Source organism: Aminobacter sp. BE322 (genome assembly GCF_050433525.1).
In the GTDB taxonomy this organism is placed as follows: domain Bacteria; phylum Pseudomonadota; class Alphaproteobacteria; order Rhizobiales; family Rhizobiaceae; genus Aminobacter.
The window spans coordinates 642,390-666,043 of record NZ_JBNPXB010000001.1 but is presented as its reverse complement, the minus strand read 5'-3'; the positions used below and the strand labels follow the sequence as shown (position 1 = coordinate 666,043).

General features: G+C 66.6%; 10 protein-coding genes (1 of these 10 only partly in view). 7 read left to right on the top strand and 3 right to left on the bottom strand.

What is annotated here, in order from left to right; genetic code table 11:
* Positions 1 to 9 precede the first annotated feature (9 nt).
* The 3 genes from J2X50_RS03080 to J2X50_RS03070 all read right to left on the bottom strand — a co-directional run bounded on the left by J2X50_RS03080 (position 10) and on the right by J2X50_RS03070 (position 3,644).
* Positions 10 to 1,887, bottom strand: a complete 1,878-nt coding sequence (locus J2X50_RS03080) for an efflux RND transporter periplasmic adaptor subunit (RefSeq protein ID WP_429091337.1) — start codon at positions 1,885 to 1,887, stop codon at positions 10 to 12.
* 12 nt (positions 1,888 to 1,899) lie between these two features.
* On the bottom strand, positions 1,900 to 2,202 hold the full coding sequence (locus tag J2X50_RS03075) for a DUF3467 domain-containing protein (RefSeq protein WP_340038125.1): 303 nt from the start codon (positions 2,200 to 2,202) through the stop codon (positions 1,900 to 1,902).
* A 137-nt stretch (positions 2,203 to 2,339) separates the two neighbouring features.
* Positions 2,340 to 3,644, bottom strand: a complete 1,305-nt coding sequence (locus J2X50_RS03070) for an outer membrane protein (RefSeq protein ID WP_429091335.1) — start codon at positions 3,642 to 3,644, stop codon at positions 2,340 to 2,342.
* A gap of 208 nt (positions 3,645 to 3,852) precedes the next feature.
* On the opposite strand from J2X50_RS03070, the gene J2X50_RS03065 reads away from it, so the two are divergent.
* The 7 genes from J2X50_RS03065 to J2X50_RS03035 form a co-directional block, all read left to right on the top strand.
* Positions 3,853 to 4,878, top strand: coding sequence for a methyltransferase (locus tag J2X50_RS03065; RefSeq protein WP_429091333.1), 1,026 nt, complete (start codon positions 3,853 to 3,855; stop codon positions 4,876 to 4,878).
* The gene (locus J2X50_RS03060) at positions 4,875 to 5,441 is read left to right on the top strand and encodes a uridine kinase (protein ID WP_429091331.1); all 567 of its coding nucleotides are present in this window, start codon (positions 4,875 to 4,877) and stop codon (positions 5,439 to 5,441) included. The genes J2X50_RS03065 and J2X50_RS03060 overlap by 4 nt, the downstream gene beginning before the upstream one ends.
* 11 nt (positions 5,442 to 5,452) lie before the next feature.
* Positions 5,453 to 6,325 carry a hypothetical protein gene (locus tag J2X50_RS03055; protein WP_429091329.1) on the top strand — a complete coding sequence of 291 codons (873 nt, stop codon included), beginning with the start codon at positions 5,453 to 5,455 and terminating at the stop codon, positions 6,323 to 6,325.
* On the top strand, positions 6,318 to 7,172 hold the full coding sequence (locus tag J2X50_RS03050; RefSeq protein WP_429091842.1) for a hypothetical protein: 855 nt from the start codon (positions 6,318 to 6,320) through the stop codon (positions 7,170 to 7,172). Before J2X50_RS03055 ends, J2X50_RS03050 begins: the two co-directional genes overlap by 8 nt.
* A gap of 15 nt (positions 7,173 to 7,187) precedes the next feature.
* The gene (locus tag J2X50_RS03045; RefSeq protein ID WP_429091327.1) at positions 7,188 to 8,087 is read left to right on the top strand and encodes a radical SAM protein; all 900 of its coding nucleotides are present in this window, start codon (positions 7,188 to 7,190) and stop codon (positions 8,085 to 8,087) included.
* A 110-nt stretch (positions 8,088 to 8,197) separates the two neighbouring features.
* Positions 8,198 to 8,980, top strand: coding sequence for a SapC family protein (locus J2X50_RS03040; protein WP_429091325.1), 783 nt, complete (start codon positions 8,198 to 8,200; stop codon positions 8,978 to 8,980).
* 105 nt (positions 8,981 to 9,085) lie between these two features.
* Positions 9,086 to 23,654 carry the 5' portion of an LEPR-XLL domain-containing protein gene (locus J2X50_RS03035; protein WP_429091324.1) on the top strand. Its footprint extends 13,979 nt past the window's final position, so the window shows 14,569 of its 28,548 coding nt (coding positions 1–14,569); it begins with the start codon at positions 9,086 to 9,088; its stop codon lies off the right edge, out of view.

The window sequence follows — 23,654 nt, the reverse complement described above, 5'->3', positions numbered from 1 at the left end:
GCCGCCGCCTCAGGGCACCCAGCGCCAGGCGGCGAGCCGCATCCAGTCGGCCATCGGGCGCGTCCAGATCACGATCAGCGGCTCGGTGCCGATGGCGATCTTGGCGACGCCGATCATGCCGGGGCGCAGGCGCTCGGAACTGCCGGTCAGCGTGCCCTCGACCTGGAACAGGTTCTTGCCCTCGCGCGACTGCGACACCGGCGTGACCTTGGCGACTGTCACCGGAAAGGCCTGGTCGGGGAGGGAGGTGAAGACGACCTCGCCCGCCTGGCCGGCCGCGATCGCGGCGATCTCGCGCTCGTCGACCTGCATGACGACGCGGTAGCCGGTGAGCGGGGCGATCTCGAACAGCGTCTCGCCGCGGCTGACCGCGCCGCCGACGCGCTGGCTGAGGTCGCCCGACACCACCAGGCCGTCGAACGGGGCGGTCAGCTTGGTGCGGGCGATCTGCTCGTCGATCAGCCTGAGCTGCGCGTCGGCCTGGTCGATCTGGCTCTTCACGACGTTGATCGTCGCCGGCTGCCGGCTCGCAAGGGCGCGGTCGTATTCGAAGACGCGCTGCTGGCGCTCGGTCACCCAGCGCAGCCGCTCGAGGGAAAGCTCGCGGTCCTCGAGCGTGGCCAGGGTATCGCCGGCCTTGACGAATTCGCCCGCCCGTACGTTGGATTGCTGGATGTAGCCGTCATAGGCCGAAACCACGGCGCGGCGCTCTGAGCCCTCGATTTCGGCGTCGGCGTTGACGCGGTAGGTGTCGGTGGCGAAGGCGAAGAATGCGGAAGCGGCAACGAGGGCGGCGGCGACCAGCTTGCGGCCGATATAGCCGGGACCGAGCAGGCGCTTGGCCTGGAAGCCGAGCGCCTCCGCCGCCTTGACGACCAGCCAGCGGTCGTTGCGCCGCTTTTCCTCGAGAATGGGGCCGATCGCGGTGGCGATGACGTCGAGCAGGCGCACCGTCTCGGCTTCGAACGGATGGTCCTTGCCACGCTCGAAGGTGATGGCGCCGACGAAGCCGTCGACCACGAACAGCGGCACGGTGAAGATCTGGCCGTCATGCTGCATGCGGGCGAGTTCGCGATGCGCGGTGGTGGCGAGCGCGTCGTCGGGACCGATCGGATGGAGGATCGAGGTGCGCTGATCGATCGCCTCGTCCATGGCGGAGCCCACGGCCCGCACCAGGCTCATCTGGCGGCCGAACTGCGCCGTGTGCGAGATGGCCGCCAGCCTGGTCGTGCCGCGGCGGCGGAAGCCGATCGAGACGCGGGCACAGTCGAAGCGGATGGCAAGCTCCGTCGCGGCCGCCATGGCCGCTGCCGAAAAGCGCTCGTGCTCGAGCACGGTGGCGATGAAGTCGAGGGCTGCGGTCGACTGGTCGCGCCGGCTGCCGCTTGCCTCGGCGCCGATCCGACGCATGTGGTCGCGCAGCCAGGCGGCGCCCCATTGCAACTGGCGGATCGCGCCGCGCAGCTCTTCCTTGGCCTGCGCCGGCTGCGACAAGGACAGCGCCACCGCGACCACGGCGACGGTCTTGCCGCCGAGGCTCACCGGGTAGGCGACCGCGGGCTCGGCCTCGGAACCCGGGTTGGCCCCGCGCGCCACCGCGCGGCCTTCGCCGACTGCGAGGTCGGCGGTGGCCCTGAGATGCTCGGGCTCGCCATTGGCATCCGGCCAGGCGGCGAGCAGGCGGAAGCCGCTTCCGGCCGCCTCGCGCACGATGCCCGCGGCCGCCCCGGGGATCATCCCGCACTGGAGCGCCAGCCAGGCATTGGCGAGCTCGGCCGAAGTCCCTGCGTCATTCAGGCGTTGCCACAGCGCCGGTTCGAGCACGGCAGGGGGGCGTGCGAGTGCTTGCGCGTCCGCCTGCTCCTCGCTGTGCCTGGGGCTGCTCATCGGCTCCGCCCGTCACTCCACGTTGAGGGGGCCGTAGCGGCCTTCATGCTCGCGCAGCACGCCGCCGAGCACGGTCCAGAGCCGCTTGGCGGCCAGCGGCGTCAGGATGATGCGGTTCGACAGTTCGACCGTGACCGCGCCGCCGTCCTCGACGTTCCAGGTGCGGTTCGTGCCGAAGAACATGTCGACCTGCTCGCGCGTGCCCTGGACGTTGACGACATTGGCGAAATGCGTGCCCATGCCGTCTTCGATCCACTGCACGCCGCGTGTCTTGGCCTCGTCGCCGGAGGCCGCCTGCTTGCTCTTGTTGGTCATATGGTTCCCCGTCTTCGCCGTTCGGCGCACCGCCCAGGCGCAAAGATAGTCGAAGCCGCCTTCAGCGAATAGCCGCATCCACCGATTGCGTTAGCGACATGTTGCCAACCAATCCGTGCCGCGGCACGGGCGGCGGCTCAGAAACGATAGGCGAGGCCGATGCGGCCGGTCAGCAGCGACGGCTTGATCGCGACCTGCACGTCCTGCGAATTGCCGAGGACGATCTCGCTGGTCGCCTCCGTGTAGATTCCCTCGACGCGCAAGGTCAGCTTTTCGGTGAGCGCGGACTCGATGCCGGCGCCGACCTGGTAGGCCGCAAGCGTCTTGGTGCCGCCGTTGTCGAGGGCAAAGAAGTCCTCGTTGGCGTTCATAACCATGCCGGCGAAGCCGCCCTTCAGATAGACCAGGGTCGAAGGCGTCGCCACGTAGCCGATGCGCGCCGAGAGCGCATAGGTGGCTTCGAGCGTGCCGAAGAGGGTGGTGGCTCCGGTTCCGAACGAGTTCATCGAAGGATCGTCGAATTTCGCACCGACATAGGCGACTTCGGCCTCGGCGCCGATGACGAACCGGTCATCGAGCAGGAAGTCGTAGCCGGCGAAGCCGCCGAAGCCGAATGCGTCGCTGGAGAAGGGGCCGTTGGTAGCAACCGGATTGTCGATGACCTCGAGCGTCGACGAGCCGAAGCTGAAGGCACCGAAACCGCCGGCGTAGAAGCCGGAGAACTGCATGGCCGGCGCCGGTTCGACAGTCCGGGAGGAGCCGCCATGCGCCCCGAAACGATAGGACAGACCGGCGCTGACGACGAAGAACTTGGGATCGAAGGACTGATCGTCGGCGGTGGTGAATTCCTTTGTCGCGTCGATGTAGTTGGCCTCGATGCGGGCGGTCACGTTGTCGAAGAGGAAGGTCTCGGCGCCGATCCCGGCCTTGACGGCACCGACCGAGCCGTCGGCGTATTCAGACACGCCTTCCTCCGCCTTGAGCTGCATGGAAGCGTAGCCAAGCCGGCCATAGAAAAGCGAGTCGGGGGTGACCAGATAGCCGAGGCGGCCGGTGACCGAATAGGTCGACTTCACCTCGACCAGGGTGTTGTTCTGGCCACCGTTGAAGGGCGAATAGGCAGCATTGAGTTGCGTGTAGTCGAGTTCGAGGCCGGCAACCCAGCGGTTGGAGAACTGGTAGTCGAAGCCGCCCTGGACGCCGTAGTCGAAGTCCTCGTTGGAGAAATTGTAGTCGAGGTCAGACGGGAAGCTCGGAAAGATGTATCCCATGCTGCCCGACGCCATGCCGCCGTGCACGCCGATGTAGAATCCGGTCCAGTTCGGCGCTTCATTGGCGGCTTCCGGCGGCGGGGCAGCGACCACGTCGGCGGCGAGGGAGGGCCCGACCGCCAACAGAAGTGCGGTTCCGACTGCTAGCGTCGTCGACAAATTCTTCAGCATAGACATAAATCCCTCGCCCCTATAAGGACCGACTAACATGCGATTTCTGAATATGTCAAAGTAAAGATATGCCGGTGTGCTTGTTATCGCGGAGCGGCGCTGACGAGCGTGTGATTTCGGCAACGGTGTTGAAGTATGGTCATAGAATCGACCTTGGATTCGGTCGCGATGATCGAGGTGGCGGGCGTTGTGGTCGAGCATGGACGGCATGACATCCAGTAATTTCGCGATCGTAGACCGGTATCTCGCGACCGAATTGTCGGCGCGGGCACTGGCGCTGGCCTTTGCGCGGGGCTGGGTCGACAGCCTGCTCGAGCGGGAGCGGCTCGACGCGGCCGAACTGGCCGGGAAAGGGCGCATGGCTGCCGAGGCCGCCAGGGCCGTGCTGGATCTGCTGGCGGCCGCCGGCGTCGTGGAACTGGACGGCGGCTATCGCCTGACGACCGGTTTCAGGCAGGCGCTCGCGGCCCGCGACCTGCTCGAGGCAAAGCTGTGGTTCGCCAATCTCGTGGCGCCGGATGTCCACGAGCACTTCGAGGCTCTGCTCACGGACGTGCCCCGCTTCATGGCCAATGCCCGGGTGTTCGAGCTCTTCCGCTATGACAGGTGCCTCGAGGTCACCCCGGAGAACCTGGCGGCGACGCGGCGCTGGGTCGGCTACACGACGACGCTGACCAAATACGAGGCGCCGGCCGCGCTGACCCGGCTCGACCTCGCCGGGCACCGCAGCATGCTGGACATCGGCGGCAACAGCGGCGAGTTCGCGCGCCAGGCCTGTGCGCTGGCGCCGCATCTGCGGGCGACGGTGTTCGACCTGCCGGTGGTCTGCACGATCGGAACCGAGCATGTGGCCCGATTTGCCGAGGGCGTGCGCGTCCAGTTCCTGGCGGGCGACCTGCGCGGCCAGGACCTTCCCCGCGGCCACGACCTCGTCAGCTTCAAGTCGGTGCTCCACGACTGGCCGGAGGATCATGCCGCTGCCTTCCTGGGCAAGGCGGTCGAAGCGCTGGAGCCCGGTGGCCGGCTGGTCGTCTTCGAGCGCGGGCCGCTCAGGCTGGACGGCGCGCCGCTCTCCCATGCGATGGTGGCGAACCTGGTGTTCCTGCCGTTCTTCCGGTCACCGGAGTTCTACCGGGAGGTGCTGGCAGGCCTCGGCATGGCCGACATCGCGGTAGAATGGATCGAGCTCGAAATGCCCTTCTTCCTCGTCACCGCCCGGAAAGCAGCCCGATGAGAGCGCCGATCGTCGCCATCTCCGGCCACCCCGGCGGGGGCAAGACGACGCTGACCACGGCGCTAGCTAAGCGGCTCGGGGTGCCGGCGCTGTACTATGACGACTTCGAGACGATGACGAGCCGCCCGCCCGACGAGGTTCGCGACTGGATCGCGCGCGGTTCCGATTATGACGAGATCGGGCTCGGGCCGCTGATCGACAAGCTCCTGGGCCTCGCCCAGGCCACGCCGCGCCCGCGACTGGTGCTGCTGGACACACTGCTCGGGCGGGCGCATCGCGACAGCGGGCAGCTCGTCGACCTGCTGATCTGGATCGACACGCCTGCCGATATCGCGCTCGCCAGAAAGATCAGCGAGGCGGCGGGACGGGCCGCGCCGGCGGAAGCGTCGCAGTTCGTCGGCTGGCTGCGCTCCTATCTTGACCACTACCAGGGCTTCATCGCCGCCACCTACGAGCTGCAGCGCGAGCGCGTGCGGCCCGGCGCGGATGTGATCCTCGACGGCCGGCTCGACGCCGAAGCATTGGCAGAACAGGCGATGTCCGCGATACTGGCGCGGATGTGAGGGGCAGGGCGGTGGTTTTGCAAGGTGCCGGCGATCTGGTTGGCCTGACGATCGGCGCGCCCGGCCGCCACCTGCTGTCTATGATCGAGACGATGGACGTGCCCTTCGGGCTCGAACGTTCGGTCAAGCTCGGCAGCGGTGAGGTCAACGAGGACCGCTTCCTCGCCATCCTGCACAAGACCTCGCTGGGTGCCGACCCCGCCGCCAGGCTCGCATGGTTCGCAAGGCGTCTGGACATGCCGGACGCGATGTTCGACGTGCTCGACGCCGGCATCGGGCGGGCCGACATCGTCCAGTTCGGCTATGAGGGTGGGGCGGCCGGGGTCTTCAAGGTCTATCTCGAATTTCCCGCCGAGGTGCGCGCCGCCCGGCTCGCAGAGACGCCGCGGGCCGAGCCCGTGCTCGTGCACCTTGCGGTGAAGTGGCGGCCCGACAGGCCAGGGGATGCTGCCGTCTCGCGCTACGTCTGGCCTTCCGACGTGCGGGGAGCGGCCGCGCTCGCCGCCCGGCTCGCCGCCCCGCCGCCGGGCTTCGGCGGCCTGCCTTCGGCCGCGGCCGCCCGCGCGCTGGTCGAACGCGCCCGCCGGCGCTGCGAGCCCGACCAGGTGTTCTTCCTCGAAGTGGTGGAGGAGGGTTCGCGGCGCCGTTCCTTCGACGTCAATCTCTATGCAGCGGGGCTCGACGTGCGCGACGTCGGGCAGCCGCTGAGGCAGCTGGCGGACGCCTACGGCATAGCGCGGCCGACGATCGACGAGCTGCTGCTGCGGCTCGGCCCGGCCAGCCTCGGCCACATTTCAGGCGGGCTCGGACGCAGCGGCAAGGATTTCGCCACGCTCTATTTCGGCGTGACCGGACGAAAGGGGACCGGCCGTGAGCATGCTTGAGTGGGCGGCCCCGTCCGACCCCTATTTCGACTATTGCCTGTGGGACTACCAGCCGCTCGCGCCGACGGCGGGAAAGCTGCGCTCGGCGACGCTGCTTTGGCAGTCCTTCGAGGCGCTCGGCGCGCCGCCGCGGCTTGCCGAGATGGTGCGCGCCATCCGGCAGGAGATCGGCCCGTTCCGCACCGTCTGGGGCGTCAAGCAGCTCGGCGACCGCTACAGCTGGGAGCTCTATTTCTACGATTACGGGCGGCTGGAGCGCACGGTCTCGATCGAACGCGTGCTCGGCGCGCTGGCGCCTTTCGCGCGATCCGAACTCGGCCTGTCGTGGAAAAGGCCGTACTTCATGTTCTCGATCGACTTCGACCGCGAGTTGGGCGAGGGGTGGCGCGGCATCGACGAACTCAGCGTCTATATGGGCAATCCCAGCGGCCTGGTGTCGTCCGGGCTCTGCTACCAGCTGAGCAGGTCCGGCCTGCGCTTCGACAACCTCTACTACTTCTTCGACCGCGAGCAGAACTGGGAGGACATCGTCGGCAAGGTGGCCACTTCGGCACATCTCGATCTCGCCGGCCTGGACCCAAGCGCCATCCTCTGGCCCGAACTCTGCGACTGCGGCATCGTCGTCGTCGCCAACAAGAAGCACAATGACGGGGTGTATTTCTCCCGCATCCGCGTCGATCAACTGGCCTGGTTCGTCGAAAAGCTTGGCTATCCGCGGGAGATACGCGCGTTCATCAGTGAAAATGCCGGCCGTCTCGATCACATGCTCTATGACGTCGGCATCGACTACCGTATGATCGACGGGCGCATCGAGATCCTGAAGAGCGCCTATTACGGCATCGTCTGAGCGGCGGGACGACTGATGGCCATCTACGACCACTCCAAATACGTCTCGCTGACGATGGAATTCCGCTGCAATCTCGCCTGCAGGCACTGCATGATCGAGGGCACGATGGACAGGCTCGCGCCACAGAGCGACGAGATGTTCGAGCGGCTGCTCGAACACAACGCCCGCACCGGCGACTGGACCGGCCTGATCCTCACCGGCTCGGAGATCACGCTCCGGCGCGACCTGCCGGACCTGGCCAGGCGGGCGCGGGCCTCGGGCTTCGAGCACGTCCGCATCCAGACCCATGGCATGCATCTCGGCCGCGAGGCCTACAGCCGGCTCCTGGTCGACGCCGGCGTCGACGAGTTCTTTGTCAGCGTGGCGGGTTCGGACGCAGCCACGCACGACGCGATCACCACAGTGCCCGGCTCCTTCGACAAGACCCTTCGCGGGCTCGAGATCCTCGACCGCCACGAGGGTGTGGCGACCATCACCAACACGGTCGTGACCGAGGAGAGCTACCGTCTGCTGCCCGATCTGGTCGATGCGCTGGCCCATCTCGGGCGGCTCACCCAGATGGAGTTTTGGTTCTACTTCCCGATGAAGGAGACGGATGAGAAGGGGCTCATCGCCAACCATCTCAATGCCTTGCCCTACCTGAAGGAGGCGGTGCGCAAGGCGCGCGCGCTCGGGCGCGAAGTCGAAATCAAGAACTTTCCGCAATGCTTGCTCGGCTCAGATTCTATACTATTGGTCAATGATCAGCCGCAGTTGTTCATCGACCCCGCTTTCTGGGACGAATTCAGCCGAAACGGCTTCTATCAGTGCCCGCATCGCCAGAAATGCGTATCCAAGCAATGTCTTGGATTGAACACTGCCTATATCGAGCGGTTCGGCGATCACAAAGATGTGCTGGTGCCCATCACGCAGTAGTCGGCAGAAAAAATTGTCGCAGGTTGTATCGGCTCTTTTCAACTACTGATGCGCGATGTTACGTTGCGTTGTCTAGGGGCAGAATCTCATTAAAATTGTATGCGGGCGGCATGTCTAAGCAATTACTAATATACGAACGTGCAGTTCCGGTTTCGCGGCAGTCGCATGGCGACCTGTCGGTGAAGGTCGGCGGCGACTTCTCCTATGCGCGCCATGTGAACTCGGTGCCGCTGATGGCGGCGGAGTTCGCGCACGCGGCCGACGAATATGCGGTGGTGTTCGCGGGCCAGGGCGAGGACATCATCCCGGTCGTGCTGCTGGGCGTGCGCGACAACGAAAACCTCATCGTGGACGAAAAGGGCGCCTGGACCGGCAAGTACGTGCCGGCGTTCCTGCGGCGTTATCCATTCGTCTTCTCGAGCGACGACAACGGCGCCAACTTCACGCTCTGCGTCGACGAGGGCTTCGAGGGCTGCAACCGCGTCGGGCGCGGCGAGCGGCTGTTCGACAATGACGGGGAGCGCACGCAATATCTCGAAAGCGTGCTCGGCTTCCTGCAGGCCTACCAGGTGCAGTTCCACCGCACCCGAGGCCTGACCAAGCGCCTCAACGACCTCGGTTTGCTCGAGGCGATGCAGGCACGCTTTACCTTGCGCAACCGGCAGGTGCTGACGCTGTCGGGCTTTCTTGCGGTCAACCGGGAGCGTCTCAAGGCGCTGACCGGTGAACAGTTGGCGGAATTGCAGGCATACGACGATCTGGAATTGATTTACCTGCACCTCTTCTCGATGCGGCATCTGACCTCGACGGCGGAACGCATCGGCGCTGGGGCCGCAGGGGGCGAACAGTCAAACTCGGACGAACAGACCACTCAGGAACCGACCGCAGCCTAGGCTGTCCCGGGAGCGCGGGGGCGTTCCCGTTCGGTTTCGTGGGACAAAAGGGCTGGGGCCGCAAGGCTCCGGCCTGCGATGCGCGTAGGGCGAAGGGGGAAGGGCATGGCATTTCCGTTCAAGTCGGAAGGTATATCGGGGCGTCCGATATCGCATCGCCGCGCCAGATTGTCGGAGATCCTCTCGGCGAAGCTCGCAAGGCTCGCTCGCGGCTCGCGCGTCCAGCGCGAATTGGCCGACCGCGTCCGCCTGATCTTCGACCCGCTCGAGCCCCGCCTGCTGCTCAACGCCGACCTGAACGTCAACCTCGCGACCGACGGCAGCGACGTCGACCAGCAGATACTGGTGCGCCTGATCGAGCAGGTCGAGACGGTCAACAGCGTCGCCACCACCATCCAGCGCGTCGAGATCGTCGACCAGGCCCGCGGCGGCAAGGTGCTCGCCTTCGGCGACCTGAGCACGATTTCCGGCATCACCATCAGCGGCGGCTCGGGCAACGACACGCTGACCATCGACGAGGATTCGTTCGGCGGGCTGGCGCTCGCGCCGCAGATCGTATTCGACGGCGGCGACGGCAACGACCGCGTTGTCTTCGATTCTTCGGACGACGCCGATTGGACGCTCAACGGCAACAACGCCGGCAACGTCGTCGGCGACAAGGTCAAGGCTGCATTCACCAATACGGAAAACCTCGCCGGCGCGGCGGACAACGACGATACCTTCACGATACTTGCGGCGGGAAAGCTCTCCGGCGCCATCGACGGCGGCTACGGCGGCAAGGACACGATCGTATATTCCGGTGTGAGCGCCAGCACCGCGACGCTCGGCGCCAACGGCTCGGGCAGCATCACCTTCTCGAACCCGAACGGCTCGACGCTCGCCTTCGAGAACATGGAGCCCTTCGCCATCGGCGGCGGCGTCCAGGTGATCGATCGTTCCGCGGCCGTGGCCGCCGCCGCCAACAGGAACGTGACGGTTTCGAACCAGGCCGGCAGCCTGCGCCTCACCATCGACGGCATCAACAGCGACGTGACGCTGACCTCCTCCAAGGTCTGGCTCTATCTCGGCGACGCGGCCGCCACCACGACGATCAGCTCGCTGCCCAACCCGGCCAATTTCTCGCTGATGGTCGATGCCGGAGAGGAGATCGCCGTCAACGGCACGCTGACCTTGGCCGGCACGCTCGGCCTCAGCGCCGAGGACATCAACATCGGTTCGAGCGCGGACATCAGCGCGCTGTCCATCGACCTGCGCGCCATCGACCATGCGCGCGCGTCGGTAAACGCCGCGGGCGTCTCCGGCGCGACGCTGAGCGCCGGCGCGACCACGTCGGCGACGATCAGCGTCGCCGGCAAGCTGACGGCGACGAACGGCACCGTGAAGGTCGCGGCGCGTGCCGCCAACGTCGTGAAGATGTTCGGCAAGGTCGATCCGGCCGTGCGCAACATCGCCGCGACCCTCGACAACACCTCGACCGTGACGCTCGCGACGGGCGCCGCCATCAACGGCGCTGGCGTGTCGATCACCGCCGACACCGATGTCGACGTCGACATCATGCTGACCGAGGTGCCGATCCCGAATTTCCTCGGTCTCGGCGAGGTGACGGTGCCGAGCGGGCTGTTCGCCAACCTGCTGCCGTCGGGGATATTGCAGGGGCTTACGGTCAACGGCCAGATCGATCCCTTGTCCGAGGCCTTCACCGACCTCGTTTCGACCGGCATGCTGTCGATGCAGACGCTGGGCGAGGCCCTCAAGAACTCCGTCGATTTTTCCAACGCCAAGGTCAATTCCGACGTCACGGTCACCAACGACACGTCGGTGACGGTGGCTGCCGGCGCAAAGATCACCCAGACCGGCGGGACGGCCGGCGGCGCGACCGAAGTGAGCGTCGCGGCTGCCGACGACAGCGCCGTGCGGGTCAAGATCCAGACCGAGAAGGACGCCTTCCTGCCGGCGCTGGCAACGATCGTGGTCTTCTCGGCGATCGATTCCGACGTCAACGTGACCCGCACCACCCAAGTCGTCGTCGGTCCGGCGACGGGCGCGGTGTCGACCAAACCTACTGTCGTCGTCGCGGACGGCGACGTAGCCATCGCCGCCGGCAATGGCGGCGAGGTGCGCAACGAGATCGCCTCCAACAGCATCGGCTCGGTCACCAACGAGGCGGGCGAGACTACCACCGCGCTGGTGCGCGGCGTGACGATTGAAGCCGGCGGGCTCGACGTCTCGGCGGAGAGCGACACGATCTACCGCGCGACGAGCCTGGATTCGGAAAACCGCGTCACCGGCGGCACGACCGCGGGCATCGACGAGAGCGCGATCGCCGCGGGCTCCGGCGGCGTGGCGATCATTGCCGCCGACCGCTCCGAGTTCGAATCCACCGCGCTGCCCTTCCAGCCGCGGATGACGGAGACGGACGCCAAGGCCAAGAAGCAAATCGCCCGCGTCAGCTCGATCAACGAGGTGGAGAAGACCACCGCGGCCACGATCTCCGAAACCACCGTCACCAGCGCCGGCGGCGTCGCGGTCTCGGCGATCAACGAGACCAAGGTTTCGGCCTTCGCCGTTTCGGTGCCGCTCGAAGAGATTCCGGAGGCGGGCGATCCGGCCTTCGATCCCACCAGCTCCGTCCAGGCCAAGAAGGTCAATGCGGGCGTGCTGGTCGCCAACATCGTCAACGGTTCGACGCTGGCGACGATGTCGGCGAGCGAGGTGACGGCCACCGCCGGCGACGTCAAGGTCGAGGCGGTGGACGACACGTTCCTCGACGCCACCATCTACGTGAACATCGACGGGCGCGGCGGCGTCGGCCGCCTGCTCAAGGGCGGCGCCAAGGCGGTGACCGGCCTCGAGGCGATGAACATCGTCGGCTTCAAAGTGCCGGGCCTGGCGCAGGCGACGCTCGACGCCATCCTCGGCACCTCGTTCTGGACCGATCAGCAGCAGGTGCAGGTCAAGGCGTCGATCACCGATTCCATCGTTTCCGCGGCCGGCGCGCTGCTGGTGGCGGCGGCGTCCAGGGGCGTGGTCAACGCGACGGTGTCGAACACCTCGCGCGCCGAGGCCACGGGGCTGCTCAAGATCAGCGCCAAGGCGATGGGCCTGGCGCTTGCCACCAACCAGGTGAGTCGCCAGGCTTCCGCGGTGATCGATGGTGGGGCCGCCAACAAGGCGGTCACGGCCGGAGGCGCAGTCGAGGTCACAGCGGTCGACGACACCACCGTCAATTCCAATGTCAAGATCGTGGCGTCGGCGACGGCATCGAGCGACGGCGGGCTGCATTCGGCGGAACGCACCATCGACGGACTCTTCGGCATCGCCGTGGGCGGCGACCGCAAGCTTGGGGACGGGCTGGTGGTTCCGGTCGCCTACGGCACCACGGTCGGGCTCGACTACGACGCCATCACCGACGGCTTCAAGCAGCCGATCACGGTCAAGACTGGCGACATCGTCGCGGTCGCCAAGCTCGGCGAGCCGGGCAAGCTCTACAAATATGTCGGGCCGTCGAAGACCATCAATTTCAAGCTCAACGATCCGGCCCGCAACTTCGCCGATACCAACTACTGGCAGCCGATCTCGGGCGAGCCGGGACAGGTCTATACCTATCTCGGCGCCGACAATCCGACGCTCAACCTGCAAACGGTCGACTTCACCGACCGCGACCTCTGGAAACCCCAGACCGACTATTCGGTCGTCACCGACAAGTACAATATCAAGTCGTCGGCCGGCGCGGCCACGGGCGCGGCGCTGGTGTTCAACGACGTCCGCGGCGGCGCGGTCGCGCTCATTCGCAAGGTCGACCTGGAGGCCGGCAGCGTCGCCGTCACTGCCGAGTCGATCGGCAAGATCGAGGCCAATGCCGACATCCTCAACGATGTCACGGGCGGCGCCCCGTTCAACCAGGACAAGCTCATCGAGAAGGTCGCGCCCAAGGGCGCCAAGGGCTTCCTGTTCAAGAAGATGGTCGGCGGCGGCAACTCGACCAAGGCCCAGGCCGCCGTCGTCGCGACCAACCTGATCCAGGGGCAGACCTCGGCCAAGATCGAGGACAGCAAGCTCGGTACCGCCGCGGACAAGATCGGCGACGTCACGGTCCGGGCGGAGAACAGCTCCCAGATCGTCTCGGAGAACTCGACGGTTGCCACCGGCAAGAACCTCAACAAGGCGTCTGCCTTCCAGATCGCCAACAACACCATCGGCTGGGAACGCGGCAACCTGCTGTTCAACACGGTCGAGACCCTGCTCGGCGACATCGTCGACGATTCGGCCGAACTCGCCGGCCAGCCCAACATCCAGCTCCGCACGGAAAACCCGTTCAAGGTCGAGGCTGTCATCAGCGACACCGACGTCGCTTCGGACGGCGCGGTGTCGGTGGAGGCGCTGTCGGAGGCGGTGATCACCGCTACGATCGACAACGAGGCATCGGCTGCCTACGAGGCACTGTTCGACGGCAAGGTGAGCAGCACCGGCGCCGTCATTGCCGGCAACAAGGTGAGCAGCGCTGCCACGGCCAAGATCAGCGGCGGCACGATGACGGCCACCACCGTCTCGGTGAAGGCCGAGGACAAGGCGGCGATCGACGCGACCACCGGCCTGGGCGTCGCCGCCGAACTCGACAACACCAATGGCACCGACATCGTCAACAAGATCGCGGGCAACATCCTCGACGACTACGACTACACGACCAAGTCGGGCACCCCGCGGCTCAACCTTGGCGACACGGTGCGCGTCAGCGAGACCTATCCGGGCCAGGGCGAAAAGGGCGCGATCTATAAATACATGGGGCCGGACAACAGTCCGGTGAACCTCGCCACGGCCAACTTCAACGATTTCGGCCTGTGGAAGAAGCTCAACACCGAGGACCTCATCCCTGCCTCCATGGTCAAGACGGGCCTTCTTGCGCTCGGCATGGACGAGAAGCAGGTCGTCGGCGGCGCCGCCGGCAAGGGCGGCATCTTCGCCCGCAACCAGGTCAAGTCGAATGTCGAGGCGGCTCTTGCGGGCACCTCGGTCACGACCATCGGCGACGTGAGCGTCGAGGCGAAGGAATCGGCCACCATCAAGGCTGTCGACACCAGCGTCATCGACGGCTGGGACAGCACCGCCGGCATCTCGGTGTCCAATACCGTGCAGGGCGGCGCAAAGGCCGCCGTCGAGGACAGCTCCGTCACGACGGGCGCCAGCGGCGACCTCAAGGTTTCCGCCGCCACAGAGGCTAAGATCGACGCCACCGCGCTCAGCAAGCTCACCAGCTCGGGCAAGACGATCGGCTTCGTCATCGCCTTCAACGCGGTCGGCTACGAGCCCGGCAACCTGCTGTTCGACGCGGTCGACACGCTGATCGGCTCGCCCGAGATCGGCAAGGCGCTCAAGGCCGAGACGCCGGTTCTGACCACCGCCTACGTCAAGAATTCCAATGTCGACGTCGGCGGCGACATCACGCTTGTCGCCGTCAATGCCGCCGGGATCACCTCGGTGCTCGGTGCCGAATCGCGCATGGAGTGGGAGAACGATTTCGCGGCCGGCGCCAAGTACGGCGTCAGCGGCACGGCGGCCAGCGCCATCCTCGCCAGCAACAAGGTGAGCGCGGGCGCCTCGGCCTATTTCGACAACAGCGCCGCGGTCGACGGCTCCGGCAACCCGACCAAGACCGTCAAAGCGGGTGGTTCGGTCTCGGCAGAGGTCGAGAACGAGGCCAGGATCTCCGCCGACATCAAGGTGGTGGCGACGGCCCTGCCGGCCAGCACGCTGAACGCGCTGACCGACATGATCGGCAACATCGCCGACCGCATGGGCGCGGGCGACTACAACTACACCACCAAGTCGGGCACCAGGACCGTCGACGAGGGCGACAAGGTGCGCGTCGCGCTGGACTACCTCGATGCGGAGGTAGACCTCGACGCGGTCACCGACGGCAGTGCGGCCGTCAACATCATCAGGGGCGACCGGGTCGAGACCGGCGGCAAGGTCTACCGCTATCTCGGCAATTCGCCGATCACGACGCGCGCCGGCATCAATGTCGCAGACGGCGCGCTGTGGCAGGAGATGGACGTCAATTCGGGCGAGGTCTACGAATATATCGGCGAGACGCCGCTCGCCTCCGTCGACCTGACCACGGTCGACTATGGCGACACCAACCAGTGGAAGCAGCTGCGGACGTCCGACTTCAAGGACATCTTCTTCCCCGAACTCGGCAACATCGTCGCCACCAATGCCAAGGCGATCGGCCTCGCCATCGCCTACAACGACGTGCGCGGCGACGCCCAAGCCTACATCAAGGGCACCAAGGTCGACGCGGGCAGCGGCGTGAAGGTCGCGGCCAAGGGTGCGGCCACCATCACCGCCTACACCACCAGCACGGTCTCGGCATCAGGCGGCAGCAGCATCAACGGCCAGGGCAAGGTTATCGGCTTCACCGGCCAGATCGCAACCAATGTGGTGCTGGGCAAGACGCAGGCCACGATCGAGGACAGCAACGTCAAGGCTGGTGGCAACGTCGTGGTGACGGCGGAGAACGAGGCCCGCATCGACGCCCGGCTCTATTCGTCGGGCAATTCGGCCGGAACGGCGGCCGGCATCACGCTCGCCTACAACTCGGTGGGCTGGGAAGCGCAGAACCTCCTGTTCAACACCCTCGACACGCTGGTCGGTGCCCCCTATCTCGCCGACAACGCCTTCGACGGCAACATCGGCGCCGACGCAACCGCCTCTATCCTCAAGAGCACCGTCGACGCCACCGGCAAGATACAGGTCTCGGCCGAGTCGGACGCGCAGATCAACGCCACCGTCAGCAATGCCGCGGTGACCGAGAGCTCGGCGCTCTACGGCGCGGCCGGTTCCTCCTACGGCGCCATCATCGCCTCGAACAAGGTTTCAGGTGCGGCGAGGGCCACGATCGACAATTCCGGCGCCGCGGGGCGGACCATCAAGGCCGGCCGCGGCGTGTCGGTGACCGCCGACGATGCCGTGGGCATCTATTCCAACGCCAAGCTGGTCGCCTCGACGACGGTGACCAGCGACGGCGGTGCAGGCATCATCCAGGAAACGCTGAACGATCTGTTCCCGGCGGACTACGACAACCGGGAGGATGACGGGCTCGGCACCAAGGTCCGCAACATCAAGTTCGGCGACCGCGTGCGCATCGCCGACGACTATATCGGCAACATCGCCATCGACCTCAACAACGTGCTGCCGCCGTCGAAATTCCCGATCAGCAACGGCGACGCGGTCCGCTTCGAGGGTGTGGGCGGCGAGGCCGGCGCGATCTACAAGTATATCGGCGACGACGATGTCATCGACCTCGAGGCGCTGGTCGATGCCGGACTGCAAAATCTCGATCCGGCGAAGTGGACCAAGGTCGGCGGCAATGCCGGCAGCATCTACATCTTCATGGGCTCGAACGCGCTCGGGCAAGGCCTCGACCTCGCCCAGACGGATTTCACCGACCTCGGCCTGTGGAAGGAAGCGCCCGAAGCGACGCTGCTGCTGCAGGAGCTGAACCTGTCGGCGGCGCCGGCCAAGTCGGTCGGCGGCCTGGTCGTGATGAACGACGTGCGCGGCGGCTCGTCGGCGACGATCACCAATGCCAGCGTGACCGCGACGGCCGGCGACGTCGACGTCGTGGCGCTCGAGAGTGCCGTCATGACCGCCAAGGTCGACAGCGCCATCTCGTCCTCGGGCGGCAGTTCCGTCGACTGGGACGGCGACGGCAAGACCGGGGCTGCCGACACCAATCCCGGCACCAAGAAGACACCGGGCGCGCCCGCCGACCCGGCGGCCGACACCACGCCGGCCGGGCAGGAGAACAACACCGACAAGGTGCTGTCGATCAACGGCACGATTGCCACCAACCTGGTGCAGAGCAGCGCGGTCGCCAAGATCTCGGGCAGCAGCATCACCGCCAGTGGCAGCGGCGCGAACGGCGGCAACGTCACCGTCGCGGCCGAGAACGTCTCCAGCATCGACGCCGACACCAAGAGTTCGGCCTACACGACCGGCGGCGATTCCGTCGGCGTGACGCTGGCCTTCAACACGATCGGCTGGAAAGCCACCAACGTGCTGTTCAACGGCGTCGACGCACTTCTGGGCGCCGACACGATCGCCGACGCCTTCGGCGGGCGGAATCCGTCCTTCACCGAGGCGGGCATCGTCAATTCGAACATTTCGGCAGGCGGCGACCTGTCGGTCACGGCCGACAACCGCGCGACCATCGACGCCGAGGTAGGCAACGAGGTGACCTCGCAGGCCACTTCGATCAGCGGCACCGACGGTAAGGCAATCGGCTTCGTCATCGCCTCCAACAAGGTCGCGAGCGAAGCCAGGGCCTATGTCGACAACAGTGCTGCCGTCGACGGCAACGGCGACGCCACGGCGAGCGTCAGCGCCGCGGGGGTGACCGTCAGGGGCACCGACGACGCCTCGATCAAGTCGACTGGCACCATGAAGGCGCTGGCCGAGATCAAGAACGACTACGGCATCAGCATCCTGGCCAACCTCGCCAAGACGGCGGCCGAGAACTACAAGTTCACCACCAAGTCGGGCTCGCAGGCGGTCACCTCCGGCGACCTCGTCTATATCGACACCGATGTCGGGGCCAACGGCCCCAAGGCGGGCGAGATCTGGGTCTACAACGGCTCGGACAAGACGGTCGACTTCGGTACCGAGGACTTCTCCAGCGGCTGGCAGAAATATGTCGTCGGCGACATCATCGACTGGGTGAACGACAACATCGTTCCGAGCCTTGCCGGCGGCAGCGCCGTGGGTGTCGGCGCCATTGCGATCCGCAACGACATCGACAGCGGTGCCACTGCGAAACTCACCAGCGTCGATCTCAACGCTACCCAGAACGTCCGCATCGAGGCGAAGCAGACCAGCTCGATCGTCGCCGACACCACCGCGCGCGTCGAGGTCACCGGCAGCGCCAAGGGCAATTCCATCGACATCAACGGCGTGATCGCCACCAACAACGTGCTGAACTACGCCAAGGCGACGGTCACGGACAGCGACGTGACGGGCGCGAAGCTCGACGTGCTCGCCGAGGGCGGCGCCACGATCAAGGCCAAGATCGATGCCGACACCATCGCCAAGCAGGCGGCGGCCGGGGTCATCCTTGCCTTCAACACGGTCGGGCTCGAAGGCCAGAACTTCCTGTTCAACACCGTCGACGCGCTGCTCGGCACCAATCTGGTGGACGAGATCTATGGCGTCGACGAGAATGCGCAGATCCAGGCGCTGATCACGTCGTCGAAGATCGACATGACCGGCGACGTCCTGGTCTCGGCCAAGGCGAGCCAGACGATCTCGTCGGAAATCTCCAATTATGTCAGAACCTTGCGCGGCGGCGCGCCGACCGCGGTCAGCGTCGGCGGCGTGTTTGCGTTGAATCGCGTCTATGCGGTGGTCGATGCGTCGGTGACGAATTCGGCCGACATCGACGCCGATGGCAGCTTCACCGTCTCCGCCACCAACACGAGCGAGATCACCTCGAGCGTCGTGGCCCCGGTGATCGCCATCAACTACACCTACGGCCAGAATCCCGACGGCAAGTCGGTTTCGATCGCCCCGGTGGTGTCGCGCAATGCGGTCGACGCGAAGGTCAAGGCGTCGATCGACGGCGTTGCCGATCTCGATGCGGGCAGCGTCAAGGTCGAGGCGAGCCAGGCCGGCAAGATCGACGCGACGGCCGCCGCGGCCGCGGTGTCGGTGGCTGCCGGCACCGGCGCCGGCCTTGCCGTCGGCGTGGCCGGAACCATCGCCTTCAACACCATCGTGGGGGCGGTTGAAGCCTTCATCGCCGACAGCGATGTCGGCACGGCGGGTGACGTCGTCGTGTCGGCGACCAACAGCGCCGACATCGATGCCAGGATTGCGGCTGCCGCAGCCTCGGTGGCGGGCGGTTTCTCGGGCTCGGGCACTGCGGTTGCCGTCGGCATCGTGCTTGCCTTCAACTACGTCGGCTACACCGGCAGCGTCGCCCAGGCGGGCGTCGCCAAGCCGCTCAAGACCGACGCGCGCATCAGCAATTCGACGGTCTCGGGAAGGAGCGTCTCGGTGCTGGCCAAGTCCAGCCAGAGCATCGACGCCACGACCGTCGCCGCTTCCGTCGCCATCGGTCTGTCCGGCTCCGGCAACGGCACCAGCTTCAGCGCCGGCGGTGTGTTCGTCCAGAACAGCATCGCCGCCGACACGATCGCTGCGATCGACGGCGGCGACAGCGGCCGCTCCAAGGTCACCGCGACCGGCGGCCCCATCGTCGTCGATGCCGAGAACACCAGCCAGATCACCTCGCTGTCGGCTGCGGCCACGATCGCCGCGTCGTTCGCGGCGAGCAACGCCACAGCAGTCTCGATCGGCCTCGACATCGCCTTCAACGACATCAAGGGCAGCGTCGGCGCCAAGGTCAGCGACGCGACGCTGAGTGCGACCGGCGCGATCACCGTCGACGCTGAAAACAAGGCCAAGGTGTCGGCGACGGCCGTCGCGGCCTCGGCCTCCCTCAGCATCTCCGGCGGACGTTCGATCGCCTTCAGCGGCGCTGGCGCGACCGCAAAGAACGAGATCGACGTCGACACCGAGGCGTCGATCACCGACAGCGTGATCTCGCAGAGCGGCAGCGTCACGGTCGAGGCGTCGGCAGAGCAGGAAATTTCCGCCCAGGTGCTTGCCGCTTCGGCGGCCGTCGGCATCGGCTCGACCGGCATCGGGGCGTCGATCGGCGTCGCCTTGGCGTTCAACAAGATCGGCAACGGGGCCGGCGACCGGTCGAAGGTGCTAGCCTTCATCAAGGACAGTGCCGTCAAGTCGGCCGGCACGCTCACCGTTTCCGCATTGTCCGACCAGGACATCGACGCCCTCGTGGCGGCGGGTTCGGTCGCCATCGCGGGTGGTTCGACCGGGGTCGCGGCCACCGGCGCTGGCGCGGGGGCCAAGAACGAGATTGCGGTCGCCACCCAGGCCTATGTCGAGGGCGATGGCACCACCGACGCCGCCCAGGGTGTGACCGCCGGCCTCAGCGCCGCGGCGATGCTGATCACGGCCGAAGACAGGTCCGACATTGCCGCCTTCGTCGGCGCCGCTTCGATCGGCTTTGCCGTGGGCAGCACGGGCGTCAGCCTGTCGATCGGGCTGTCCTATGCCGAAAACATCATCGGCAACGACATCTACGCCGGCGTGCGGAGCGCCAATGACGGGGTGACGGCCACGTCGGCCACCGGCATCACCATCCGCGCCAAGGACGCCTCGAAGATCGAGGCGAAGTCGGTGGCCGCGTCCTTCGCGGCAGCCTTCGGCTCGACCGGCATCGCGCTTTCGGGCGCCGGCGCCGTCGCCAGGAACACCATCAACACCGACACCAATGCCGTGATCTTCGGCTCCAGGGTCACGAGCCAGGGCGCGGTCACGGTAGAGGCCCTGTCCACCGCCAGGATCGAGGCGATCATCGCCGCGCTCGCGGGCGCGGTTGGCGCGGGCGCGACGGGCGTGGGGGCGGCCATCGGCATCTCGGTCGCCATCAACACGATCGGCGACTGGAACGTACCGGTCATCCCCAACAGCAACGAGGCCGACGTGTTCGTCTCGCCGTCGCTGCGCGCCAACGGCGCCAGCGGCGTGCGCGCCTCCATCGGCGAAAGCGACGTCACGGCCGAGGGCACGCTCTCGGTCATGGCCAATTCGGAGCAGGCGATCAAGGCGACGGTGCTCGCGGGTGCAGTGGCGCTCGCCGCCGGCAGCGTCGGCGTCGGCGTCGGCGGTTCGGGCGTCTACACCGAAAACATGATCGCGGTGGCGACCGACGCCCTGATCATCGGCAAGTCGGGCGATCTCGCCACGATCCGGGCGGCAAATGTCGTCCTCGACGCCAGGAACAAGTCCAGCATCGAAGCGCTTGCCGGTGCCGCGTCCGTCGCCGGGGCGGTGGGTGCGACCGGTGTCGGCGTTTCGGTCGGCATCTCGATCGCCAAGAACACCATCGCCAACGACGTCAACGCCTATCTGAGATATGCCGATGTCGCCGTGACGGACATCCCGGTCCACGACCCGGTCTACGTCCTGGTCAACGACAAATTTGAGCTGCAGAATCCGCCGTCGCCTGCCAACGCGCCGACACCCGGCACGATCACCGTGAGGGCGGTGCAGGAAGCCACGATCAAGGCCGAGACATTCGCGGCCTCGATTGCGGTCGCGGGCGGCGGCATCGGCGTTGCGGTTTCCGGCGGCGGCGCCGGCGCCTCCAACGTCATACTCGGCGGCACGCGGGCATTTGCCGAAAGCAGCCTCCTGAAGTCTGGCGGCGACATCGTCTTCGACGCCACGAACACTTCCTCGATCAAGGCGCTGGTGGCGGCCGTGGCCGGCAGCGCGGCGGGTGGCGGCGTGGCCGTTGCCGCCGCCATCGGTGCCGGCATCGCTTTCAACAATATCGGCTTCAACCATGCCGGCACCCGCATGCCGGTCGAAGTGCAGGCCTATCTTTCGGAGACGAGCGTCGACAGCTGGGGCGATCTGGACGTCAAGGCAAGGTCCAGCCAGACCGTCGATGCGACGGTCGCGGCGGGTGCGGTGGCCGTGTCCGCCGGCAAGTTCGCCTTCGGCCTGACCGGAGCGGGTGCCTCGACGAAGAACAAGATCGCCGCCCAGGTCGACGCCTATGTCGACGGCGACGGCGCCAACAACGCGATCAAGGTCGCGACGCTCGACATCGACGCCGCCGACACCTCGTCGATCACGGCGTTTGCCGGCGCGGCTTCGGTTTCGCTGGCCATCGGCCTCGGCGCCGGCTCGGTGTCGATCGGCGTTGCCGAAGCGGTCAACCTCATCGACAACCGGGTTTCGGCCTATCTGCAAAATGCCGGCAACGTGGTCGTCACCGGCCAGATCCCGGTCCAGTCCAACGGCTATATCTATCGCAACACCGTCTTGCGCCCCGGCACCGGCGTCAAGGTCGGTGGCGTCATGGTTCCGGCGATATACGACCGTGTCCTGCCGGCCTATGGCACGGCCAGCGGTTCGCTCAACGTTTCGGCGCGCGAGAACGCCACGCTGAAGTCGCAAGCCTTCATGGCCTCGGTCGCCGCCGCCGCCGGCATCGGCGGCGCGATCGCCGGGGGCGGGGCGGTTACCCAAAATACCGTGACGTCGCAGACCTCGGCCTGGATCTCATCGAGCGCCTTGCAGGTCAACGGCGACATCGGCGTCTCGGCCGTGGACGTCACCAGCGTCGAATCCGTGGTCGCTGCCGCCGCGCTCGCGGTAGGCCTGATCAGCGTTGCCGCCTCCGGTGCTTCCGCCGTGTCGCAGGTCGACAGCCAGGTGTCCGCGCGGATCGATGGCTCGACCGTCAAGGCGCGCGACGTCGTGGTCGAGGCCAAGGCGACGCCCAAGGCCTTCTCGGATGCCCAGGGCGTGAACGCAGGCACGCTGGCTGTCGGCGTGTCCGAGGCCAAGTCGAAGGTCGGTACCCGGGTCAATGCGACGACCTCGAACACGACCTATGTCGTCGACAATCTGCGTATCGCTGCGGCCCAGACCTTGCCAGCGGCCGGCGATACGGCCGCCGCGCGGGCGCAAGGCCTGGCCGGTGCCCTGATCGGCGTCGATTCCACCATCACCGAGGCGCTGAACACCAGCACGGTGCGGGCGCTCATCGGCGCCGGCGTCGCGATCACGGCCGCGCGCGCGGTCAGCATCGCCGCGCAGAACGACAGCCGCCAGAAGGCGGAATCGGACAGTGCCGCCTACGGCCTGATCGCAGCCGGCGCCACGATTGCGTCGGCCAAGTCGCTGCCGCGCCAGGAAAACGGCTTGGATGTCGCCAACACCCTGGCCCAGGTGGGCGCCTCGACCGTCATCAATGCCGGCAGCCTGAACATCACGGCGGTTGGCTCGGACAACAACTACGCCAGCGCCAACCCCGGCTCCGGCGGCCTCGTCGCGGCGGCGGCGGCGGTGGCCAAGACCGAAACGCGCGCCTACACGCAGGCGGCGCTCGGCGATGGCGCCAAGGTCAACCTCAGCAAGGCGGCGACGCAGCGCTTTGACGAAAGCGACCTCGAATTCGAGCTCTACAAGAGCAAGGCCGGCCGCCTCTCGATCAGCGCCGACCACCGGACCGAAGCCAATATCGGCATCAAGACCAGCGCCTATGGGTTGCTGGCCGGTTCGGGCGCCGAGGCCTACAACAAGATCACGTCGAATGTCGACGCCATCGTCGGCGCGGGCGCGGTCGTCAACGCCGGTGCCATCGCGGTGAGCGCGATCAACCGGTTCGACAAGCCGAGCCTCAGCGGCGGCAATGTCGACGGCAGCACCGGCGGCCTGTTCACGGGCGCCGGCGTCAGCAGCAAGACGGACCTGGTGCTGAACACCAAGGTCACTGTCAGCGACAACGCCAGGCTCACGGTCACCGGCAGCTCGCTCGACGCGGGCGAATTTTCGCTCAAGGCATTGAACAAGATCTTCTACCGCGAGAACGTCGCCTACAAGGGCGGCGGCCTGGGCTCCGGCATCGGCGCCGAAAGCAAGCTCGACGCCGAGAATCTGTCTGCCACCGTGCAGCTCGGCAGCAACCCGGCGGCGACGACTTCGAACGGCGTCGTACTCAAGACCGCGGGGCAGGTTGAACTGGCGGCCAACACCAGTGCCGACGCGCGGGTGGATACCAGCGTCGACAACTATG